Origin of the sequence: Streptomyces sp. NPDC102402, assembly GCF_044765765.1 — a bacterium.
Taxonomy (GTDB): domain Bacteria; phylum Actinomycetota; class Actinomycetes; order Streptomycetales; family Streptomycetaceae; genus Streptomyces.
Genome location: NZ_JBIWKR010000016.1, coordinates 73467 through 93249, shown reverse-complemented (window position 1 = coordinate 93249; position 19783 = coordinate 73467). Strand labels below are relative to the sequence as shown.

The following is a 19783-nucleotide window of genomic DNA, read 5'->3' as shown; positions in this document are numbered from 1 at the left end:
CGACAGGGGGTGCGGGAAATTTTTGAACCACAACAAAACGGACAGGGGTGCGGTTCTCGTATACGTTCCCGCTCCACTCCTGGGCATCGATCGAAAGGCTCGACGCGTTCGGGGCCTTTGATGTACCCGGTCAACTGCGCTTGTCTCATGGAGAGTCAAGGGTGAGACGTGGGAGTCTCACCTTCCGGATATGGATATCGCAGCGCATAGCGTCCTCTCCATGACTGAGCTGGACGCGCGGCCACAGGCCGGAGACACGGTACGGGGAGGTGCCCCGGCCGACGGCGGTGTACGCGAGAAGGGCCTCGGCGGGAATTCCGTCGGCCTGATGGGGAGCGCCGTCCTCGGCATCTCCACCGTCGCCCCGGTGTACTGCCTGACCTCCACCCTCGGATCGACCGCCGGGGAGGTCGGCGCGCAGATGCCCGCCGTGTTCCTGGCCGGGTTCCTCCCGATGCTGCTGGTCGCCTTCGCGTACCGGGAACTCAACAAGGCCGTGCCGGACTGCGGAACCTCGTTCACCTGGACGGTGAAGGCCTTCGGTCCGCGCCTGGGGTGGATGTGCGGCTGGGGTCTGGTGATCGCCACGATCATCGTCCTGTCGAATCTCGCCGGGGTCGCCACCTCCTACTTCTGGCTGCTGGCCGGCGAGATCACCGGCAGCGACCCGGTGGCCGCCCTGGACGACAGCAAGCCGGTGCACATCCTCACGTGCCTCCTCCTGATCGCCGCCGCGACGGCGATCAGCTACCGGGGGATGACGGCCACCAAGGGCATCCAGTACACCCTCGTGGCGCTCCAGCTGGTGGTCCTCGCGGTGTTCGTCGTGATGGCCGTGCAGAAGGCGGGCAGCGGCGACTTCGCGGCGACCTCGACGGACTTCTCCTGGTCGTGGCTGAACCCGTTCGCGGTGCGGTCCTTCGGCGCCTTCACTGCCGGGCTGTCCCTCTCGATCTTCATGTTCTGGGGCTGGGACACCTGCCTCACCGCCAACGAGGAGACCGTCGGGGCCGAGAAGACGCCCGGACGCGCCGCCCTCGTCGCGATGGTCGTCCTGGTGGGCTCCTACCTCGCCACCGGCATCGCCGCGCAGATGGCCGTCGGTACCGGCTCCTCGGGGCTGGGCCTCGCCGACCCGGACACCTCCGACAACGTCTTCGCCGCCCTGGCCGGCCCGGTCATGGGCCCCGGCCTCGGCATCCTGCTCTTCCTCGCGGTACTGGCATCCGCCGCCGCGAGCCTGCAGACCACCTTCATCCCGGTGGCGCGCACGGTCCTGGCGATGGCGTCGTACGAGGCGCTGCCCGCCTCCTACGCCCGTGTCCACCCGCGTTTCCGCACTCCGGGGCGGGCCACGGTCGTGGCGGGCGTCGCCACCGGCGTGTTCTACACGGTCATGACCCTGGTCAGCGAGCACGTGCTGGTCGACACGATCTACGCGCTCGGTCTGATGATCTGCTTCTACTACGCACTGACCGCCTTCGCCTGCGCCTGGTACTTCCGCGCCGAACTCACCCGGTCCGCCCGCGACCTGGTCTTCAAGGGCCTGTTCCCCCTCGTCGGGGGCGTCCTGCTCGCCGCGGTCTTCGGCAAGACCCTGTACGACATGTGGGACCCGGCGTACGGCTCCGGTTCCTCCGTGTTCGGAATCGGCTCCGTCTTCGTCATCGGCGTCGGGCTGCTGCTGCTCGGTGTGGTGCTGATGGAGGCCATGCGGCGCCGGGGCCCGGCGTTCTTCCGGGGCGAGGTGCTGACGAAGGAGACCCCGGCGTTCGTGGTCGCGGACTGAGCGGCCGGCCCTCGCGCCGGCAGCCCGGCGCGAGGGCCGGATCAGTCCGCGCGCCCGAGGGCCGGATCAGTCCGCGCGCCCGAGGGCGACGCCTTCCCGGCCGTGACCCGTGAAAGCCTCCCGCGACGGACCGGACAGAATCGAACTCAGGTTACTGACTTGCCCGTTCCCGGCGGGAATCCCACGGCGGTCGCGTCCGAGAGGGTCGACGGGGTGCGCGGTGGGGTCGCGGGCCGGTTCCGGCGCATACCTTGGAGTCGTCACGGACGACGACGGAGGTGCCTCGCATGCGGATCGCCACAACGATCTTCCTCACCGACGAGACGGTCACGCCCGTCCGGCTCGCTCGCGAGCTGGAGCAGAGGGGATTCGCCGGTCTCTATCTGCCGGAGCACACCCACATTCCCGTCAGCAGGGACACCCCGTACCCCGTGGGCGGCGATCTGCCGGCCGAATACGGCCGCACCCTCGACCCCTTCGTCGCGCTGGGACAGGCCGCGGCCGTCACCGAACGGCTGGCCCTGGGGACCGGGATCACGCTGATCGCCCAGCACGACCCCATCGGCCTGGCGAAGCAGGCCGCCACACTGGACCACCTCTCGGGCGGCCGCCTCACGCTCGGCGTCGGCTTCGGCTGGAACGTGGAAGAGGCCGCCGACCACGGCGTGGAGTGGTCGACCCGGCGTGCGCTCGGCAGCGACCGGCTGGCCCTGATGCGCGCCCTGTGGGCGGACGAACCGACCGCTTACGAAGGTGAGTTCGGCTCCGTCAGGGCGAGTCACGCCTATCCGAAGCCGGTGCAGAAGGCGCGCGGCCCGGTGAACGGCCCGCGCACCCTGCTCGGCGGGGCCGCCGGACCGCGACTGTTCGCGCAGATCGCCCGCGAGGCGGACGGCTGGCTGCCGATCGGCGGGCGCGGCCTGTCGGAGTCCGTGCCCAAGCTGCGTACTGCCTGGGAGGAGGCGGGCCGTGACCCGGAGCAGCTCCAGGTGGTGCCCTACGCCGTCCGGCCCGCTCCGGGGAAGCTCGCGCACTTCGCGGACCTGGGCATCGACGAGGTCGTCCTGCAACTGCCCCCGGCGGAAGAACCCGAGGTGCTGCGCGCACTGGACGCGTTCGCGGCGTACTTGTGAGGGGTATGTGGCCGGAAGACCGCCCGAGGTGATCGTCCGGTGGAACCGCCGACGCTAAAATCGCATCTATCACCTCCGGACATCGATGGTGCGGCCCGCGTGCGTGTGTACCCGGCTGCCTGGGAGCGGGAGCACGATGAACAGGCCGTTGCGGCACATAGCCATCTTCTGCGGGCTGCTGATGCTGGCTCTGCTGATCAGGGCCAACTGGCTTCAGTACGCCAAGAGCGAGGAGCTGGCCACCCACGAGCACAACCGCCGGGTCAAGATCACCCAGTTCGCCACCCCGCGAGGGGACATCATCGTGGGCGGCAAGGCGATCACGGGGTCGAAGGAGGTCGAGGGGACCGACTTCAAGTACCAGCGCACCTTCAAGCAGGGCCCGATGTACGCCCCCGTCACCGGCTTCGCCTCCCAGGCGCAGGGCATGTCCCTCCTGGAGAACACGTACGACAAGATCCTCAGCGGCGAGGACGAGCGGTTCGCGTTCCAGCAGGCCAAGGACATCCTGACCGGTGAGCCCCGGCGCGGCGGCGACGTGGTCACGACCATCGACCCGAAGGCTCAGGAGACGGCCTACAAGGGCCTGACCGACCTCGACGCCCGGGGAGCGGTCGTCGCCCTCGAACCGGCGACCGGCAAGGTGCTCGCTCTGGTCTCGACCCCCTCGTACGACCCCTCGGTCTTCGCCGGCAACTCCTTCAAGGAGGGCGACAAGTTCAAGTCGCTGGTCGACGACAAGGGCAAGCCGCTCGCCAACCGTCCGCTGCGCGAGACCTTCCCGCCGGGGTCCACCTTCAAGATCCTGACGGCCGCCGCCGCCCTGGAGCACGGTGTCGTCACAGACGTCGACGCCCGGACCGACGCCGCCTCCCCGTACAAACTGCCGCTGTCGTCGAGCACGATCAGCAGCGAGGCGGGCGACGGGACGTGTGACAAGGCGTCGATGAAGACGGCCATGCAGTACTCCTGCAACAACGTGTTCCTGGACGCCGCCCTCAAGGTCGGCGACGAGGGGATGCGTGAGACGGCCGAGAAGTTCGGCTTCAACGAGGACGTCTACTCCGAGGCCTTCGGGGACCTGCTCGCGACGAAGAGCCTCTACCCCGAGGAGCTGGACAAGCCCGGCACCGCCCTCACCGGCATGGGACAGGGCAGCCTCACCAGCACCCCGATGCAGATGGCGATGGTCACGGCGGCCCTCGCCAACGACGGCAAGCTGATGCAGCCCTACATCGTGGACGAGCTGAGGGGGCCGGACGTCTCCATCCTGGAGAAGCACGAGCCGCGGCTCATGAGCCAGGCGGTCTCGGAGGAGACGGCGAAGAAGGTCCAGGAGATGATGGAGTTCACCGCCAAGGAGGGCAGCGCCCGGCGCGCCCTGATCGACGGTGTGACGGTGGGCGGCAAGACGGGTACGGCACAGCGCGGCAACGACGTGAGCAAGGAAGTGCCGTACGGCTGGTTCGTCTCCTACGGCAAGAACTCCGACGGGCGCTCGGTGGCGGTCGCCGTCTTCATCGACCCGACGGCGATGGACATCTCCCGCTCGGACATCTCGGGCGGTGGCCTCGGCGGCCCCATCGCGAGGAACGTGATGAAGGCGGTGCTGGGCAAGTAGCCCCTCGTTCCCGGGGGGCCGCCGCAGGCCGATGCGGTCGTTCCGTCCGTCCGCCCGGTCCAGCGGGCGGGGCGCGGCGCGGCGAGGCCGGGATCAGGGTGCGGGCCGAGGACACGGCGGAGCGACCTCCGGTGTGAGCCGGCCGGCACCGGGCAACCGCATCGGCACAGGCCACCGGTCACACGCGTCACGGCTCCGGTGCGTACCGGAGCCCTCACGGTCCGGCGGTCAGGTGGCGGTGGGCTCCGGTGCTGCCGCGGGCGGGTACGGGGGCGGCGGCGGGACGTCCGGGGCTTGCGTGCCCGTGGTGTCCGTGCCCGGGGTGTCCGTGCCCGGGGTGTGCGTGCGGCCGCCACCGCACAGCCGGTACGTCACGACCGCCGCGCACCCCGCCAGCGTCCCCCAGACCAGCGCGGCCGGGACGCCGTTCCCGAGGTTCGCGAACACCCGCAGCGGCCCGTAGGCCAGGCCGTAGGAGCCGGTCATCTCGACCACGGCGTGCAGCAGTTGGCTCACCAGGAGCCCGATGACCGTGACACAGACACCGCAGGCCGCCATCGCGTGGACGGACACCCGGGTCAGCAGTCCGGGCAGCCATCGCAGGCCGCACCACACCACGGCCAGCAGCAGGACGTCCGCGGCGCGGTACAGCAGCCAGTGGCCGTACGACGTGCCCGCGGGGCCCGACCAGCCGCCGAGCAGCAGCCATTGGCGCAGCAGGTCGCCCGGTTCGGAGAGCAGGCCCCCGGACACGGTGACCCCCTGGATCTCCGCCGCGACCCGGTCGTAGGAGAGGACCACCAGCGACAGCGCGACGACCGCGGCCCCGACGGTGGCCGCCGCGCGGGCGGCGCGGGCCGGGGCCTCCCTGCGCGGCAGCGCGCCGGCGCCCTGCGCGGTCGCCCGGGCCACGAGCACGGTCACCACCGCCGCGAGGAGGGCCGCCGGAACCAGGATCTGCCGTCCCGCCGACATCAGACCCGACAGCGCCGGCAGGAAGCGGTAGCTCCCCCGCCCGGCGGCGGCGACCATCCACGGCGCGGAGACGGCCACGGCCAGCGTTCCGGCCACCACGCCCCACGCCCACAGCGCGAGCAATGCCGCCGGCACCCGGCCGTTGACCGGAGGAAGCCTGCGGACGAGGAGCAGTGCGCCGGGCACGAAGAAGGCGAACACCGCGAAGAACCGGATCTGCATCGCGGTCGAGTACAGCGACAGGTAGCGGCCGCCGTCACCCGTGCCCCCGCCCGGCGGTTCCACCCGGACCCGGACCCACTCCGCGGTGTCGTACGACCAGGGGGCCAGCCAGCGCTGCAGGTCGCCGACGCCCTCCGGCCCGAACACCCGGGTGCTGCCCTGCAGCCGCAGCACCTCGTCACTCGCCCCCGCCCACCAGAGCAGCGCTGTGACCAGCAGCCCCCCGGCCAGCGCCGGTATCGCGGCCCGCCCGTACCCCATCGGCTTCCCCCGCCTGTGCGTCCCGTCGTCCTTCGACCGGTGGGAGGTTACGCGCTGGTGATCACACCCGGGTCACGGCCGGCCCCGTCGGTCACGCTTCCCGCCGGGTCGGCCTCCGGTGTTCCCGCGCTGCCCGCCTCCACCGGTGCCGCTCCGGCCCGGGCGGCGTCCGGCGGTTCGGTTCCCGGGCGCTCCGGCCGGCGGGCCGTACCGCCGTCCGGCCGCCCGGCCCCGCCCAGCAGCGCCGGGAGCTCGGTCAGGGCGCCGACGCGCCAGTCGGCCGTCTCCATGACGTCCGGGTGGTCCGCCCACCAGTGGCCGTACGGGCCGCGGCGGATGTGGACCGTACGCAGCCCCGAGGACTTCGCCGGGAACAGGTCGTCGGCCGGATGGTCGCCCACGTACACGGTGGCCTCCGGTGCGGCGCCCGACACCTCCAGTACGCGGGCGAAGAACTCCCTGTCCGGTTTGGAGACGCCCCACTCCTCCGACGTGACCACCAGGTCCGCCGGCAGGTCCAGCGCCCGCAGCAGGTCTCCGGCGCGGGCCGTCCGGTCTCCCGCGACGACGACCCGCATCCCGAGCGCGCGCAACTCGGCCAGGGCGGGGCGTACATCGGGGTAGAGATCGGTCTCGTCCAGATGCTCGCGGCGGCCGGCCGCCGCGCGGGCGTGGTACGCCTCGGTGACGTCCATACCCGGGCGCAGGATGCGCAGCGCGTCGGTGCTGTCGCGGCCCTGGGCGACCGCGGCTCCGACCAGCGCGCTGACGGTGTGCGGCGGGACACCGAGCCAGTCGGCCCACGAGGCCCAGTGGCGGTCGTCGCGGACGAGGGTTTCTCCGATGTCGAAGACGATCGTTTTCATCACCCTCCGAGCCTACGGGGCAAGTGGGACATAACGGCCAAGACTTCAGTGCGGAGCGGGTGGTCACCCGGAACAGAGGTCCTGGTCCTCAAGAAGTGGTGCGCTCGTATGCTCGGATCATGACCGATCCTCAGCGCCCCACGACCAACGCCATGCGGCGCGCCCTCCGGCGAGCCCGCGACGGTGTCGCCCTCGACGTGGCCGAGGCCGCCGTCCTGCTCCAGGCGCGGGGGGACGACCTGACCGGTCTCGCCGCGTCCGCCGCCCGGGTGCGGGACGCGGGGCTCGACGCGGCCGGCAGGCCAGGAGTGATCACGTACTCCCGCAAGGTCTTCATCCCGCTGACCCGGCTCTGCCGTGACACCTGCCACTACTGCACCTTCGTCACCGTGCCGGGGAAGCTCCGCAAGGCGGGGCACGGGATGTTCCTGTCCCCGGACGAGGTCCTCGACATCGCCCGCAGGGGTGCTGAAATGGGCTGCAAGGAAGCCCTGTTCACGCTCGGCGACCGGCCCGAGGACCGATGGCCCGAGGCGCGGGAGTGGCTGGAGGCCGAGGGGTACGACGACACCCTGGCGTACGTCCGGGCCATGGCGGTCCGGGTGCTGGAGGAGACGGGACTGCTGCCGCACCTGAACCCGGGTGTGATGACGTGGACGGACCTGCAGAGGCTGAAGCCGGTCGCCCCGTCCATGGGCATGATGCTGGAGACCACGGCGACCCGGCTCTGGTCCGAGAAGGGCGGACCGCACCACGGCTCCCCGGACAAGGAGCCGGCCGTCCGGCTGCGGGTGCTCGAGGACGCCGGCCGGTCCAACGTGCCGTTCACCACCGGCATCCTGATCGGGATCGGCGAGTCGTACGACGAGCGGGCCGACTCCCTCTTCGAGTTGCGCAGGACCGCACGGGCCTACCACGGCATCCAGGAAGTCATCATCCAGAACTTCCGTGCCAAGCCCGACACCGCGATGCGCGGGATGCCGGACGCGGAGCTGGAGGAGCTGGCCGCCACGATCGCCGTGGCGCGCCACATCCTCGGCCCCTCGGCCCGCATCCAGGCCCCGCCGAATCTCGTCGACGCCGAGTACTCCCTGCTGATCGGCGCGGGCATCGATGACTGGGGCGGCGTCTCACCTCTCACCCCGGACCATGTGAACCCCGAGCGCCCCTGGCCGCACATCGACGAACTCGCCGCCCGCACCGCGGAGTCCGGCTTCCAGCTGCGCGAACGGCTCACCATCTACCCGGAGTTCATCCAGCGGGGCGAGCCCTGGCTCGACCCGCGCCTCCTCCCGCACGTCCGGGCGCTCGCCGATCCGGAGACGGGCCTCGCGAAGGAGGGCGCGATCCCGGCGGGGCTGCCCTGGCAGGAGCCCGACGAGGGCTTCAACGCCTCCGGCCGCACCGACCTGCACCGCACCATCGACACCGAGGGCCGCACCGGCGACCGCCGCGACGACTTCGACGAGGTCTACGGCGACTGGGAGGCCCTGCGCGAGGCCGCCGCCCCCGGCATGGTCCCCTCCAGGATCGACGCCGACGTGCGCCAGGCCCTGAGCCAGGCCGCCGACGACCCCACCAAGCTCACCGACGAACAGGCCCTCGCCCTGCTCCACGCCGACGGCCCCGCACTGGACGAGCTGTGCCGGATCGCGGACACCCTGCGCCGCGACGTGGTCGGTGACGACGTGACCTACATCGTCACCAGGAACATCAACTTCACCAACGTCTGCTACACCGGCTGCCGCTTCTGCGCCTTCGCCCAGCGACGTACGGACGCCGACGCCTACACCCTCTCCCTGGACCAGGTCGCCGACCGTGCGGCGCAGGCCTGGGACGTCGGAGCGGTCGAGGTCTGCATGCAGGGCGGCATCCACCCCGACCTGCCCGGCACCGCCTACTTCGACATCGCGCGGGCCGTGAAGGAACGCGTCCCGGGCATGCACGTCCACGCCTTCTCGCCGATGGAGGTCGTCAACGGCGCGACCCGCACGGGGATGTCCATCCGCGACTGGCTGGCCTCCGCCAAGGAGGCCGGGCTGGACTCGATCCCCGGCACCGCGGCGGAGATCCTCGACGACGAGGTCCGCTGGATCCTCACCAAGGGGAAGCTGCCGACGGCCACCTGGCTGGAGGTCGTCAGGACGGCCCACGAGACGGGCCTGCGCTCCTCCTCCACGATGATGTACGGCCATGTCGACCAGCCCCGTCACTGGCTCGGCCACTTCAGGACGCTGGCCCGCCTCCAGCAGGAGACCGGCGGCTTCACGGAGTTCGTCACACTCCCCTTCATCCACACCAACGCCCCCGTCTACCTGGCCGGCATCGCGCGTCCCGGTCCCACCGACCGCGACAACCGGGCCGTCACCGCGATGGCCCGGCTGCTGCTCCATCCGCACATCACCAACATCCAGACCAGCTGGGTCAAGCTCGGGGCGGAGGGCGCCGCCGAGATGCTCCGCTCGGGCGCCAACGACCTCGGCGGGACCCTGATGGAGGAGACCATCTCCCGTATGGCGGGGTCGAGTTACGGCTCGTACCGCTCGATCCAGGACCTCGTCGCCATCGCCGACCTCGCGGGGCGCCCCGCGAAGCCGCGCACGACGCTCTACGGCGAGGTCCCGGCCGAGCGGGTCACGGCCGCGGCGGCCTCGGACGGCCACCTGCCGGAGCTGCTTCCGGTACTGGAGGGCTGAGGCGCTTCCGGCCGGCGTACGGGGTCCGCCGGCCCGCCCCCTGGAGCGGGGGCCGGGACGGCCGGCTCGGGCACGGCGGGACTCCGGGCGCGGCCGAAGGGCGGCGCGTCAGTCCTCGCTGTCGCCCGCCGCCGTCGCGATCACGTCGTCCAGCACGTCCCGGGAGCGCCGCAGCTCCTCGATCTTCCGGTCGATGCGGTCGCGCTCCTCGGACAGGTCGCTGACCAGCCGCGGGGTGGCGATCGCGGAGGGGCCGCCGTCCGTGTCCCGTACGCAGGGCAGCAGTTCGGCGATCTTCGAGCTGCACAGCCCGGCCGCGTAGAACTCCTGGATGCGGATCACGCGGTCGACGGCGCCCTCGGGGTAGTCCCGGTGGCCGCCGGGGGTGCGGCCGGCCGTCAGCAGGCCCTGGGTCTCGTAGTAACGCAGGGAGCGCTCGCTCACGGCCGTACGCCGGGCCAGTTCGCCGATCCGCATGGGATTCCTCGCCTCCGGGACTTGAACCTGACACCGGTGTCAATTCTTACCGTTCCGGCATGACGAACACAGCCACTTCCTCACGGAACCTCTTCGAGCCCGTCGCGCTCGGCCCCCTCACGCTTCCCCACCGCCTCGTGATGGCGCCGCTGACCCGGAACCGTGCCACGGCCGAAGGCGTTCCTACCCCCCTCATGGCCACGTACTACGCGCAGCGCGCATCGGCGGGGCTGATCATCGCGGAGGCGTCCACACCGAACGCCGTGGGTCAGACGTACCCGAACATCACCGCGATCCACAGCCCGGCGCACGTCGCGGGGTGGCGCATGGTCACCGACGCGGTCCGCGCGGAGGGCGGGCGGATGTTCCTCCAGATCCAGCACGGCGGGCGGGCCGGCCATCCGGACACCAGCGGGCTGACACCCGTCGCCCCCTCGCCGATCGCGCTGCCGGAGACGATCCACACCCCGGCCGGGCGGGTGCCCTCGGTCGTTCCCAGGGAGATGACCGCCGAGGACATCGCCTCCACCGTGGCCGACTTCGCATCCGCGGCCCGCAACGCCGTCGACGCCGGTTTCGAGGGCGTCGAGGTGCACAGCGCCAACGGCCACCTCCTCCACCAGTTCCTGGCCCAGGGAACCAACCGGCGGACCGACGCCTACGGGGGGTCCGTGGCGCACCGCGTCCGCTTCGTCGTGGAGGTGACCGAAGCCGTGGCGGCGGAGATCGGCCCCGAGCGGGTGGGGCTGCGTGTCTCGCCGGGCAACACGGTCAACGGAATCGAGGAGGGTGACACCGAGGAGATCTACCCGGCGCTCCTCGCGGCCCTCGCGGGGAGGGGCCTGGCATATCTGCACGTGGTGCACGCCGACCCCGAGGACGCCGTCTTCCAGCGGATCCGGAAGGACTGGCCCGGCACCCTCGTCGCCAACCCCGTGCTGCCCGCCGACCGCATCCCGGACGACGGCGGCCACGCCCAGGCCGATCGGCTGCTGGCCGCCGGAGCCGACGTGATCGCGCTCGGGCGACCCTTCCTCGCCAACCCCGACCTGATCCGCCGGATGCGTACGGGCGCTGCGGTGAACCAGGTCAGGGACGCCTACCTGATGTACGTGGGCGGGGAGACGGGATACACGGACTATCCGGCCCTGGACGCCGGGGAGTGACGCGTGACGGCCGGGATGAGGCGCAGGTCACACGCCGCCGTGTCACATCCGCCGGGGCCGGTCCGTCGAGGGGGTGTAAGCATCAGCGACAGCTCAGGAGCACACCATGAACGCTCGCCTCGACCTCTTCGGCAACAAGGCCGCCGCCGGTTTCCTCAGGCACATCAACTCGGCCGGGAAGGTCGTCACCGACTCGGGGCTGCCCGCCGCGACACAGGAGCTGGTCAAGATCCGGGCCAGCCAGATCAACGGATGCGGCTTCTGCGTCGACATGCACACCAAGGAGGCCACGGAGGCGGGCGAGACGGCGCTCCGGCTCAACCTGATCGCCGCGTGGCGCGAGTCCACCGTCTTCACGGACGCCGAGCGGGCCGCCCTGGAACTGGCGGAGCAGGGCACCCGCATCGCCGACGCGGCCGGCGGTGTGCCGGACGACGTGTGGGCGAACGCCGCCGGGCACTACGACGAGGACCAGCTCCTCGCCCTGGTGGCCCTGATCGCCGTCATCAACGCGTACAACCGTCTGAACGTCATCGTCCAGCAGCCCGCGGGGGACTACCGGCCCGGCATGTTCGGCTGACCGGCCCGCCGGCGCGGCCGGGAGAGACCTCCCGGCCGCGGGTGCGCACGGGCCGGAAACCATGCCGGAAGAGACCTCCCGGCCGCAGGCGTGCACGGGCCGGAAACCATGAGGAATGCCGCGCACGCGTGCTCTCGCGCACCAGTCAGTACATTCCGTTCCGTCTCTGAACCGCTCCTTCCTGTTCGATTACAGTGCTTGCGCGGTCGCAGGCGGCAGGCCGGACGGAAGGGGCACGGTGAGCACAGGGACCACAGCTGTCTGGGGCCGTGCCCAGCAGCAGGACTTCCGGAGCCGGGTACGGGGATCCCTGCTCGGCGGCGCCATCGGGGACGCACTGGGGGCCGGGGTCTCGGGACTCACCCTGGAGGCGATCCGCGCGGCCCACGGCGTCGACGGCGTGGCCGACTTCGTCCCCGTACAGGGGAGACGGGGCGCGGTCACCGCCGTCACCCAGCTCACCCTGTTCACCGTCGACGGCCTGATCCGGGCCCAGGTCCGACGCGACACCGGCGCCTGGCACCCGCCCACCGACGTGCACCGGGCCCATCTGCGCTGGGCGGCCACCCAGAGCGCCTGGGGGCCCGACGAACGCCGTAAGGACAACGGCTGGCTGGCCAGGGAGGAGTGGCTGTACACGCGCCGCGCGCCCACCCGCGAGTGCCTCGTCGGCTTCGGTGACGACACCATGGGCACCCTGGCCGTGCCCAAGAACCCCGCCGCACGGGATTCGGCCGCCCTCACCCGCTCCGCCCCCTTCGGTCTGCTCGTCGGGTGGGAGCCCCAGCTCGTCCTCCAGCTGGCCGTCGAGTGCGCCGCCCACACCCATGGGCACGCCACCGCCCAACTGGCGGCCGGGGCCTTCGCCCTCATGGTGCACGGGCTCGCCCGGGGCGAGACCCTGGACGGCGCGGTCCAGCACGCTCTCGCCCTGCTCGCCGAACGTCCGGGCAGCGAGCAGATCACCGACGCCCTCCGGCAGGCCCTCGGCTCCGTACGGCAGGGGATACCCGGTCCCGCCCTCATCGAGGCGCTCGGCGACACGGACTCGGCGGAGGAGGTCCTCGCCGTGGCGCTGTACTGCGCCCTGGTCGGCGAGGACGTACGCCACGGGCTGCGGCTCGCCGTGAACCACTCCGGGCCGTCCGCGGCGACGGGGGCCGTCTGCGGGGCCCTGCTCGGGGCGCTGCACGGCGAGACGGCGCTGCCCCCGGCCTGGCTGGCGGAACTGGAGGGGCGTCCGACCCTCCTCGAACTCTCCGACGACTTCGCGATGGAGATGACCCAGGGCCCGGCCCTGCACAGTCCGTCGGCGGTCGCCCCCGGCTGGCTGGCGCGCTATCCGCGGGACTGAACCCCGGGCTCGCGGGAGACGGCGCAGCACGGAGGTGGGCGGACGCCGCCGCGCCCGCCCACCGTTCATGTGCCCCGCGGCCGCGGGACGTCAGTCCTTCACGCTCTCCGGGACCCCGGTGTTCTCGGGGCCGGGCTTCTGCTGGGGAACGGCCGCCGCGGCGGCGCCGACGGGCCCTTGGCCGTCCGTGTTGATCTGCTCGATGAGCGCGTCGCGCTCCGGGGTGTCCTCGGGCTTGATGAAGCCGATGACGATGTAGAGCACCAGCGAGATCGCGAGCGGGAGCGCCACCTGGTACTGCAGGGCGACATCCGTCTTCACCGAGCCGTCGAGGTTGTAGTTGGTGAAGAAGAAGGCGAGCAGCCCCGCCGCCCAGCTGGTGAGCGCCGCGGTCGGGCCGGACCGGCGGAACCTGCGCAGCAGGCCCAGCATGAACGGGATCGCGATCGGGCCCATCAGACCGGCCACCCACTTGATGACGACCGAGATGATGTCCTTGAACGTCGGCGAGTTGATCTGGGTCGCCAGCGCCATCGACAGGCCGAGGAAGGCGAGTGTGGACAGCCGTGCGGCCATCAGACCGCTGCGGTTGCTCCAGGTGCGGGCCGCCTTGGAGAAGACCGGCGCGATGTCCCGGGTGAAGACCGCCGAGATCGCGTTGGCGTCGGAGGAGCACATGGCCATGGTGTGCGAGAAGAACCCGACGACGACCAGGCCCAGGAGACCGTGCGGCAGCAGCTGCTCGGTCATCAGGGCGTAACTGTCCGAGGCGTCCGGCTTCTTGGCCTCGACGAGCAGCGGGGCCACCCACATCGGGAAGAAGAGCACGACGGGCCAGACCAGCCACAGCACGGCCGACAGCCGGGCCGAACGGGTCGCGGAGCGCGCGGAGTCCGTCGCCATGTAGCGCTGCGCCTGGTTCCACATGCCGCCGTTGTACTCGAAGGTCTTGATGAAGAGGTACGCCAGCAGGAAGGTCACCGTGTACGGGCCGGCCGTGGGATCCGTGTGTCCCTCGGGCAGCTTGTCCCAGACCGTCCACAGCGAGCTGAAGCCACCGAGCTTGCTCATGACGATCACCAGCATCGCCAGGCCGGCGAACAGCTGGATGATGAACTGCCCGAGTTCGGTGAGCGCGTCGGCCCACAACCCGCCGACGGTGCAGTAGACGGCCGTGATGATGCCGGTGATGAAGATGCCCTGGGTGAGGGTGATGCCCGTGAAGACGGAGAGCAGGGTGGCGATGGCCGCCCACTTGGCGCCGACGTCCACGATCTTCAGCAGCAGTCCGGACCAGGCCAGGGCCTGCTGGGTCGGAACGTTGTAGCGGTCCTTCAGGTACTCCAGCGGCGACGCCACGTGCAGCCGCGAGCGCAGCCGGTTGAGCCGGGGCGCGAAGAGCTTCGCGCCGATGCCGATGCCGATGGCGATCGGCAGCGACCAGGTCACGAAGGACGTGACGCCGTACTGGTACGCGATACCCGCGTAGCCGGTGAACATCACCGCGCTGTAGCCGGACATGTGGTGCGAGATGCCCGAGAGCCACCACGGCATCTTGCCGCCGGCGGTGAAGAAGTCGCTGACATTGTCCACGCGCTTGTGCGACCAGAGTCCGATCGCGACCATCACACCGAAGTATCCGATGAGCACGGCCCAGTCGAGACTGTTCATGTGCCCCCTCCAGGGGTCCGCCTTGTGAACGGGAACGCACTTCGTCAGTACGGCCGTTCAGCGGTGCCCCCGTGCGGGAACGGGGACTTGGGGGATTGAACCGCCTGTCCGGGTCCTCGGTCAAGGTTTTCTTGGTCAGAGATGTGAACGCGAATCAGCAAGGCGAACGATTTTACTTGTTCTTGACCTTGCGAGGCGTTGTCGTGGACGTGACCACGGCCACACGATGAGCGGGCACTTCGTCAGGCTGTGCAGAGATCGACGCAAGGCAGGAACGCCCGAGAACGCAGAACGACCGCACGGGATGCGGGTCCCGTGCGGCCGGAGAAGGGGGAAGGCTGAACCAGTCCGGCAGGCCCGGCTCCGGAGCACCGGCGCACGGCGCCCCAGGGGTGCTCCGCACCACGTCCCCCAGGTGCTCCGCACCGCCACACACGGTCCGGCCGTCACGGCCGGCCGTCGAACCTCCCTCTGATCCTGTGCCGGCAGGGCACTTCGGGACGACCGCGGCTCCCACTTCCTCGTCCGCATGGCGCGCGTTCCACCTGACAGCGACAATCCGGCGCACATAGGCTGGTGGCCCTGATCCAGGTGCTGACCGGGTGCCGACCGAGGTGGGGGCGTGAATGGACGCGCAGTTGATCGAACTGGCCCGGGCCGCAGGGGCATCCGTGGTGACGCTCATGGCCACCGACGCGTGGGAGAGGACCCGGGACGGCATCGTCTCCCTGTGGCAACGGGCCAGCCCTGCCCGCGCCGAAGGCGTGCAGGGCGAACTCGAAGCGAGCCGGGACGATCTGCTCGCTGCGCGGGAGTCCGGCGACGACCTGACCGAGCAGGAACTGCGGGCCGCGTGGGCGGGCCGGGTGCGACGGCTGCTCAGCGAAAGGCCCGATGTCGCCGCGGATCTGCGCCGGGTCCTGGCCGAACTCGATCCGGAGGCCGGCCAGTCCTCCCCGGGTGTGCAGATGCGTGCCGAAGCATCCGGAAGCGGACGCGTGTACCAGGCGGGGCGCGACCAGCACATCCACGAACGGTGAGCGAGACCGGCCCGGAGTACCGGGTGCGGGCCACGGCGTCCGGCAGCGGCCGCGTCTACCAGACGGCCGGCGATCAGTACGTCACCGAGAACCACTACCACCAGGCACCCGACCACGGTGCCTCCCTGTTCGCCCCACCCCCGCGGCGCACCGTGGTACGGCCGCAGGGCGGAGGCGCGTTCGGCCGGCCGGCCCCGGACTCCGTGCGCACCCCGCTGGTGGGCAGGGCCCCGCGGGTTCTCAGGGACCGGACCGCGCTGATGGCCAGGCTGACGGATGCGGCCCGGGACGAGACCGGGGGGATCCATGTCCTGCACGGCATGGGCGGCTGCGGAAAGACCGCCGTGGCGCACTCCCTCTTCACCACCGTCCACCGCGACGGGGAGCGCATAGGCCTGTGGGTCAACGCCTCCGAGCGGTCCACGCTCCGTTCAGGAATGCTCGCCGTGGCCGCGGACCGCGGCGCGGAGACCTCCGAACTGGTCGCCGCTCACGACGGGCGCCGGGCCGCGGCCGACCTGGTGTGGCACTACCTGAACGCCTCGGCACAGCCGTGGTTCCTGGTTCTGGACAACGCGGACGATCCCGCGGCCCTGGAAGAAGGCGCGTGGCTCAGGTCCAGCTCGCGGGGGACGGTCGTCGTGACCACGCGCGTGGGCGGCGGACGCGTATGGGACGGGGCGGAACTGCACGAGGTCGGTGTACTCCCGCTGGAGGACGCCGCGCTGGTACTGCACGACCTGGCTCCGGCGGCGGGCAGCGCCCAGGAGGCGGAAGCCGTCGCGCGGCGGCTCGAATGCCTGCCACTCGCCCTGAGCTTGGCCGGATCCTTCTTGTCCCGGCAACTTCTGGAGAGCTGGTCCATGAGCGACTATCGGCGACACCTGGACGAGAACCCCACCGAGCTCATCGACCGGGGCGCGGTACCGGGCGGCTCGGGGCGGGACATCCGGCACCTCGTGGGGCGCACGTGGGAGATCTCCCTGGGCGCCCTGGCCGACGCGGGCATGCCCGAAAGCGAGTCCCTGCTCCGCCTGTTGTCCTGCTGGAGTTCCGATCCGGTGCCGCTCTCCCTGCTGCGGCCCCTGTCGGTGGGGGCCGTCGCCCTCGAAGGGCTGGAGCCACCCATGCCCTGCGACCGGGTCGAGACCGCACTCCGGGGGCTGCTGGACCACTCCCTGATCTCGCTGGTCGACGCGGACGAGGGCGGCGAGACGGTGCGCTGCGTCAAGACGCACGGCGTCCTGCTCGACAGTGTGGCGGCGGCGGTTCCGCAGGAGCAGTGGCCGCTGCTGATCGAGGGGGCCGCCCGCCTGCTCGGAGCGGGGATCCCCTCCACGGAGGACGGCCGCGCGGCGGACCGCGGTGTCCGCGGCCTGGTCCCCCACGCCTCGAAGTTGCTTCGGCTCGTGCGTGATCGCGCCACCGCGACGAGCGTGACCGGGGTGGTGAACGACCTGAACCGGATCGTGTTCGACGGTGGCGACTACCAGGCCTCCCTTCATTCGGCCCTGGCGGCCCGCGAGGTCGCGCAGACCCATCTCGGGGCGGACCATCCGCTCACCCTCTCCGCCGGCAACGACGCTGCCCGGGCACTCTTCAGGCTGGGGCGGTTCGAGGATTCCGAGGCCATGCACCGGCAGGTTCTCGACGGTCGGGAAAGGGTCTTCGGCGAGGAGCATCCCGAAACACTGGAGAGCTTTCTCTCCCTCCACGAACCACTCGGCCAGTTGGGGCGGGTGGCGGATTGTGTCGCAGTCCTCGACAGGGCTCAGGAAGTTCATGGCCGGGCTCTCGGTGAGCACCATCCGGACACGCTCTACGTCAGGGCGCTGCGGATCGAGTACGTGGCCCTTTCCGGTGACGTCGAGGAATTCGACCGGGTGGGTGCGGAAACGGTGGCCCTCTGTGAGGAGCTCCTGGGACCTGACTCCCTGGCGACGGTGACGAGTCACCACAATTTCGCCTTCGGGCTCCATCACCTCGGCCGGCACGAACAAGCAGAGCCCATCGCGAGGCAGGCGTTTGCGGACCGGCAGCGTGTACAGGGTGCCGCACACCCGTTGGCGTTCTCGGCCGCGATTCTTCTCAGCTGGATCCTGGCCGAGCGCGGGGCGCACGAGGAATCGATCTCGTTCGCCAGGTTCGCGGTGAACGGGCAGGAGCAGGCCCTGGGACAGGAACATCCCTATCTGCTCACGAACAGGGCCGGGCTGGCGGCTGCGCTCGCGGCTTCCGGCAGCACGGCCGAGGCTCAGGCGCTGGCCCGCCTCAATATGCCCCTGTGCGAGCGCGTGCTGGGTGTGGAACACCCCGTCACGGTGAAGACGCGCAGTCTGCTGGAGTCCCCGTGAACGAGCAGCGACCCTCTCGGCCAGGACGGCGGACCAGTCGAGAGGGCGTGGCTGACGGTGCCTGGGCAGGCCTTGCGGCCGGCTTCAGTTCTGGAAGGGCGACGTTCGGCTGATATCCGCAAGGAATTCCGACCAGGATTCCGTCGCGAAATCGAGGATTCCGATGTGCGGATCCTTGGAGTCGCGCACCGCGACGGTGTCGCGTCCCGCAGCCTTGATTTCGACGCAATCCCCGTTAACGGCGGAATAGGATGACTTGGTCCATTCTGTCAGCTTGCCATGCTCCATCAGCATGCCTCCGATGATTGTGTCGGCCGTGGGGCCTCGGGTCCCGGTCGCTGGGAGTCAGCGACTCCAGGAGCGACGCTACGCTGCGACACCATCGAAGGTGAGCTCCGTTCACCCTTCTGGGTGAATGATTCCTTTGGGGGGTTCCTGGGTTTGGTTACTTAGGTGTATGTTGCCGTCTTTTGTTTTTCGTGCGACTCGTCAATTACTCAGGTGCGGCAGTTCTCCGCCGCCGCGAGGATGAAGTCGCGTGACTGTTCCGCGCTCAGGGCCTTTGCTCGCAAATGCTCGTACATCACGGCATAGCTCTGAACGTCATTGGCCTTCTCCAGGTACAGGTCACTGGTGACGCCTTCGAGGTACACGACGCTCGCGTCCATCGCTTCGTGGAACTCCAGAATGGCGAACTTTCCGTACATTCCCGGGTGCGCGCCCACGTCGTAGGGCAGTACCTGAAGTGTCACGTGCGGCAGTTCGCTCAGTTCGGCGAGGTGGAGCAGCTGGGCGTTCATCGTCTGCGGGCTGCCGACGATGCGACGCAGCAGGGCCTCATCGATCACCGCCCAGAAGCGCAGCGGATTGACCGGATCGGTCAGCCGGTCCTGGCGCTTGAGACGGATCTGGATGCGCTTGTCGATCTCGCTGGGTGTGGCTTCGGGCCACATCCCCTCGATCACCGCTTGCGCGTACTCGCGTGTCTGCAGCAGTCCGGGGACGATCAGTGACTCGTAGACACGGAGCGAGGCCGCGTCGGTCTCCAGCCCGATGTAGACGCTGTAGGGGATGTCACCGAAGGCGTGCCACCAGCCCTGCTGGCGGGAGTCCTTCGCCATCTGCATCAGTGAGTCGACGATGCGGTGGTCCTCGACCTCGTACACCCCGCAGAGGTCGCGCACGTCGCGCTGGCTGATGGAGCGGCGGCCGTTCTCCAGGCGGCTGATCTTCGACTGTGAGACGAGCAGCCGCTCCGCGACCTCCTCCGCCGTCATGCCCTTGATCTCGCGGAGACGGCGCAGTTCCTGGCCCAGCCGGCGTCGCCTGACGGTGGGATTGACGTTGGTCGGCACGGGGAACGGCACCTCCGGCTATGCAGCTGATGTAGCTGTGTGTGTCTACTGCTCAGCAGATTGCCACCCGAGCCCCCGGGCGCGCTGGGAAATGGCCACACGCGATGACGGCACGCAAAAGCGCGGGGCAGCCGGTGGATCCGGCTGCCCCGCGCCTGGTGCGGCTCCCGAACCGGGTCATGGGGACGTCGGTGCGGCGGTACTCGGTACTCCGCGCAGGTGT

Annotated in this window: 15 protein-coding genes; 9 read left to right on the top strand and 6 right to left on the bottom strand. The window is 70.5% G+C overall.

What is annotated here, in order from left to right; translation table 11 throughout:
• The first annotated feature begins 220 nt into the window (after window positions 1-220).
• From ACIRJR_RS31405 to ACIRJR_RS31395, 3 genes are all read left to right on the top strand, one after another.
• Window positions 221-1789, top strand: coding sequence for an APC family permease (locus ACIRJR_RS31405; RefSeq protein ID WP_403786898.1), 1569 nt, complete (start codon window positions 221-223; stop codon window positions 1787-1789).
• 287 nt (window positions 1790-2076) lie between these two features.
• Complete coding sequence (locus ACIRJR_RS31400; RefSeq protein WP_403786896.1) at window positions 2077-2922, top strand: LLM class F420-dependent oxidoreductase; 846 nt, start codon at window positions 2077-2079, stop codon at window positions 2920-2922.
• A gap of 136 nt (window positions 2923-3058) precedes the next feature.
• Window positions 3059-4543 (top strand): peptidoglycan D,D-transpeptidase FtsI family protein, encoded by a 1485-nt coding sequence (locus ACIRJR_RS31395; RefSeq protein ID WP_403786894.1) that lies wholly within the window; start codon window positions 3059-3061, stop codon window positions 4541-4543.
• A gap of 228 nt (window positions 4544-4771) precedes the next feature.
• Here the strand turns inward: ACIRJR_RS31395 and ACIRJR_RS31390 are convergent, their stop codons facing one another.
• Together ACIRJR_RS31390 and ACIRJR_RS31385 are read right to left on the bottom strand one after the other, a co-directional pair.
• Window positions 4772-6001 (bottom strand): hypothetical protein, encoded by a 1230-nt coding sequence (locus ACIRJR_RS31390; protein ID WP_403786892.1) that lies wholly within the window; start codon window positions 5999-6001, stop codon window positions 4772-4774.
• 47 nt (window positions 6002-6048) lie between these two features.
• Window positions 6049-6867, bottom strand: a complete 819-nt coding sequence (locus ACIRJR_RS31385; RefSeq protein ID WP_403787033.1) for an HAD family hydrolase — start codon at window positions 6865-6867, stop codon at window positions 6049-6051.
• A gap of 119 nt (window positions 6868-6986) precedes the next feature.
• Here ACIRJR_RS31385 and ACIRJR_RS31380 point away from each other — a divergent pair, with 119 nt between their 5' ends.
• Window positions 6987-9563 (top strand): bifunctional FO biosynthesis protein CofGH, encoded by a 2577-nt coding sequence (locus ACIRJR_RS31380; RefSeq protein ID WP_403786890.1) that lies wholly within the window; start codon window positions 6987-6989, stop codon window positions 9561-9563.
• A 108-nt stretch (window positions 9564-9671) separates the two neighbouring features.
• On the opposite strand, the gene ACIRJR_RS31375 is transcribed toward ACIRJR_RS31380, so the two are convergent.
• Window positions 9672-10040, bottom strand: coding sequence for a MerR family transcriptional regulator (locus ACIRJR_RS31375; protein ID WP_403786888.1), 369 nt, complete (start codon window positions 10038-10040; stop codon window positions 9672-9674).
• Between the two features lie 59 nt (window positions 10041-10099).
• Here ACIRJR_RS31375 and ACIRJR_RS31370 point away from each other — a divergent pair, with 59 nt between their 5' ends.
• The 3 genes from ACIRJR_RS31370 (at window position 10100) to ACIRJR_RS31360 (ending at window position 13140) form a co-directional block, all read left to right on the top strand.
• The gene (locus ACIRJR_RS31370) at window positions 10100-11206 is read left to right on the top strand and encodes an alkene reductase (RefSeq protein WP_403786886.1); all 1107 of its coding nucleotides are present in this window, start codon (window positions 10100-10102) and stop codon (window positions 11204-11206) included.
• A gap of 106 nt (window positions 11207-11312) precedes the next feature.
• A complete protein-coding gene (locus tag ACIRJR_RS31365) occupies window positions 11313-11786 on the top strand; it encodes a carboxymuconolactone decarboxylase family protein (RefSeq protein ID WP_403786884.1) in 474 nt (157 codons plus the stop codon).
• Between the two features lie 238 nt (window positions 11787-12024).
• Window positions 12025-13140, top strand: coding sequence for an ADP-ribosylglycohydrolase family protein (locus ACIRJR_RS31360; protein ID WP_403786882.1), 1116 nt, complete (start codon window positions 12025-12027; stop codon window positions 13138-13140).
• 90 nt (window positions 13141-13230) lie between these two features.
• Here ACIRJR_RS31360 and ACIRJR_RS31355 read toward each other — a convergent pair whose 3' ends face one another.
• A complete protein-coding gene (locus ACIRJR_RS31355; protein ID WP_403786880.1) occupies window positions 13231-14811 on the bottom strand; it encodes a sodium:solute symporter family protein in 1581 nt (526 codons plus the stop codon).
• A gap of 626 nt (window positions 14812-15437) precedes the next feature.
• Here ACIRJR_RS31355 and ACIRJR_RS31350 point away from each other — a divergent pair.
• Window positions 15438-15851, top strand: a complete 414-nt coding sequence (locus ACIRJR_RS31350) for a hypothetical protein (protein WP_403786878.1) — start codon at window positions 15438-15440, stop codon at window positions 15849-15851.
• Window positions 15848-18205: a tetratricopeptide repeat protein gene (locus ACIRJR_RS31345; RefSeq protein WP_403786876.1), complete on the top strand. Its 2358-nt coding sequence runs from the start codon at window positions 15848-15850 to the stop codon at window positions 18203-18205. Before ACIRJR_RS31350 ends, ACIRJR_RS31345 begins: the two co-directional genes overlap by 4 nt.
• An 84-nt stretch (window positions 18206-18289) precedes the next feature.
• Here ACIRJR_RS31345 and ACIRJR_RS31340 read toward each other — a convergent pair whose 3' ends face one another.
• Both ACIRJR_RS31340 and ACIRJR_RS31335 read right to left on the bottom strand, forming a co-directional pair.
• Window positions 18290-18499: a DUF397 domain-containing protein gene (locus tag ACIRJR_RS31340; protein WP_403786874.1), complete on the bottom strand. Its 210-nt coding sequence runs from the start codon at window positions 18497-18499 to the stop codon at window positions 18290-18292.
• 203 nt (window positions 18500-18702) lie between these two features.
• Entirely contained in the window at window positions 18703-19560 is an 858-nt protein-coding gene (locus ACIRJR_RS31335; RefSeq protein ID WP_403786872.1) for a helix-turn-helix domain-containing protein, read from the bottom strand.
• Window positions 19561-19783: the final 223 nt, after the last annotated feature.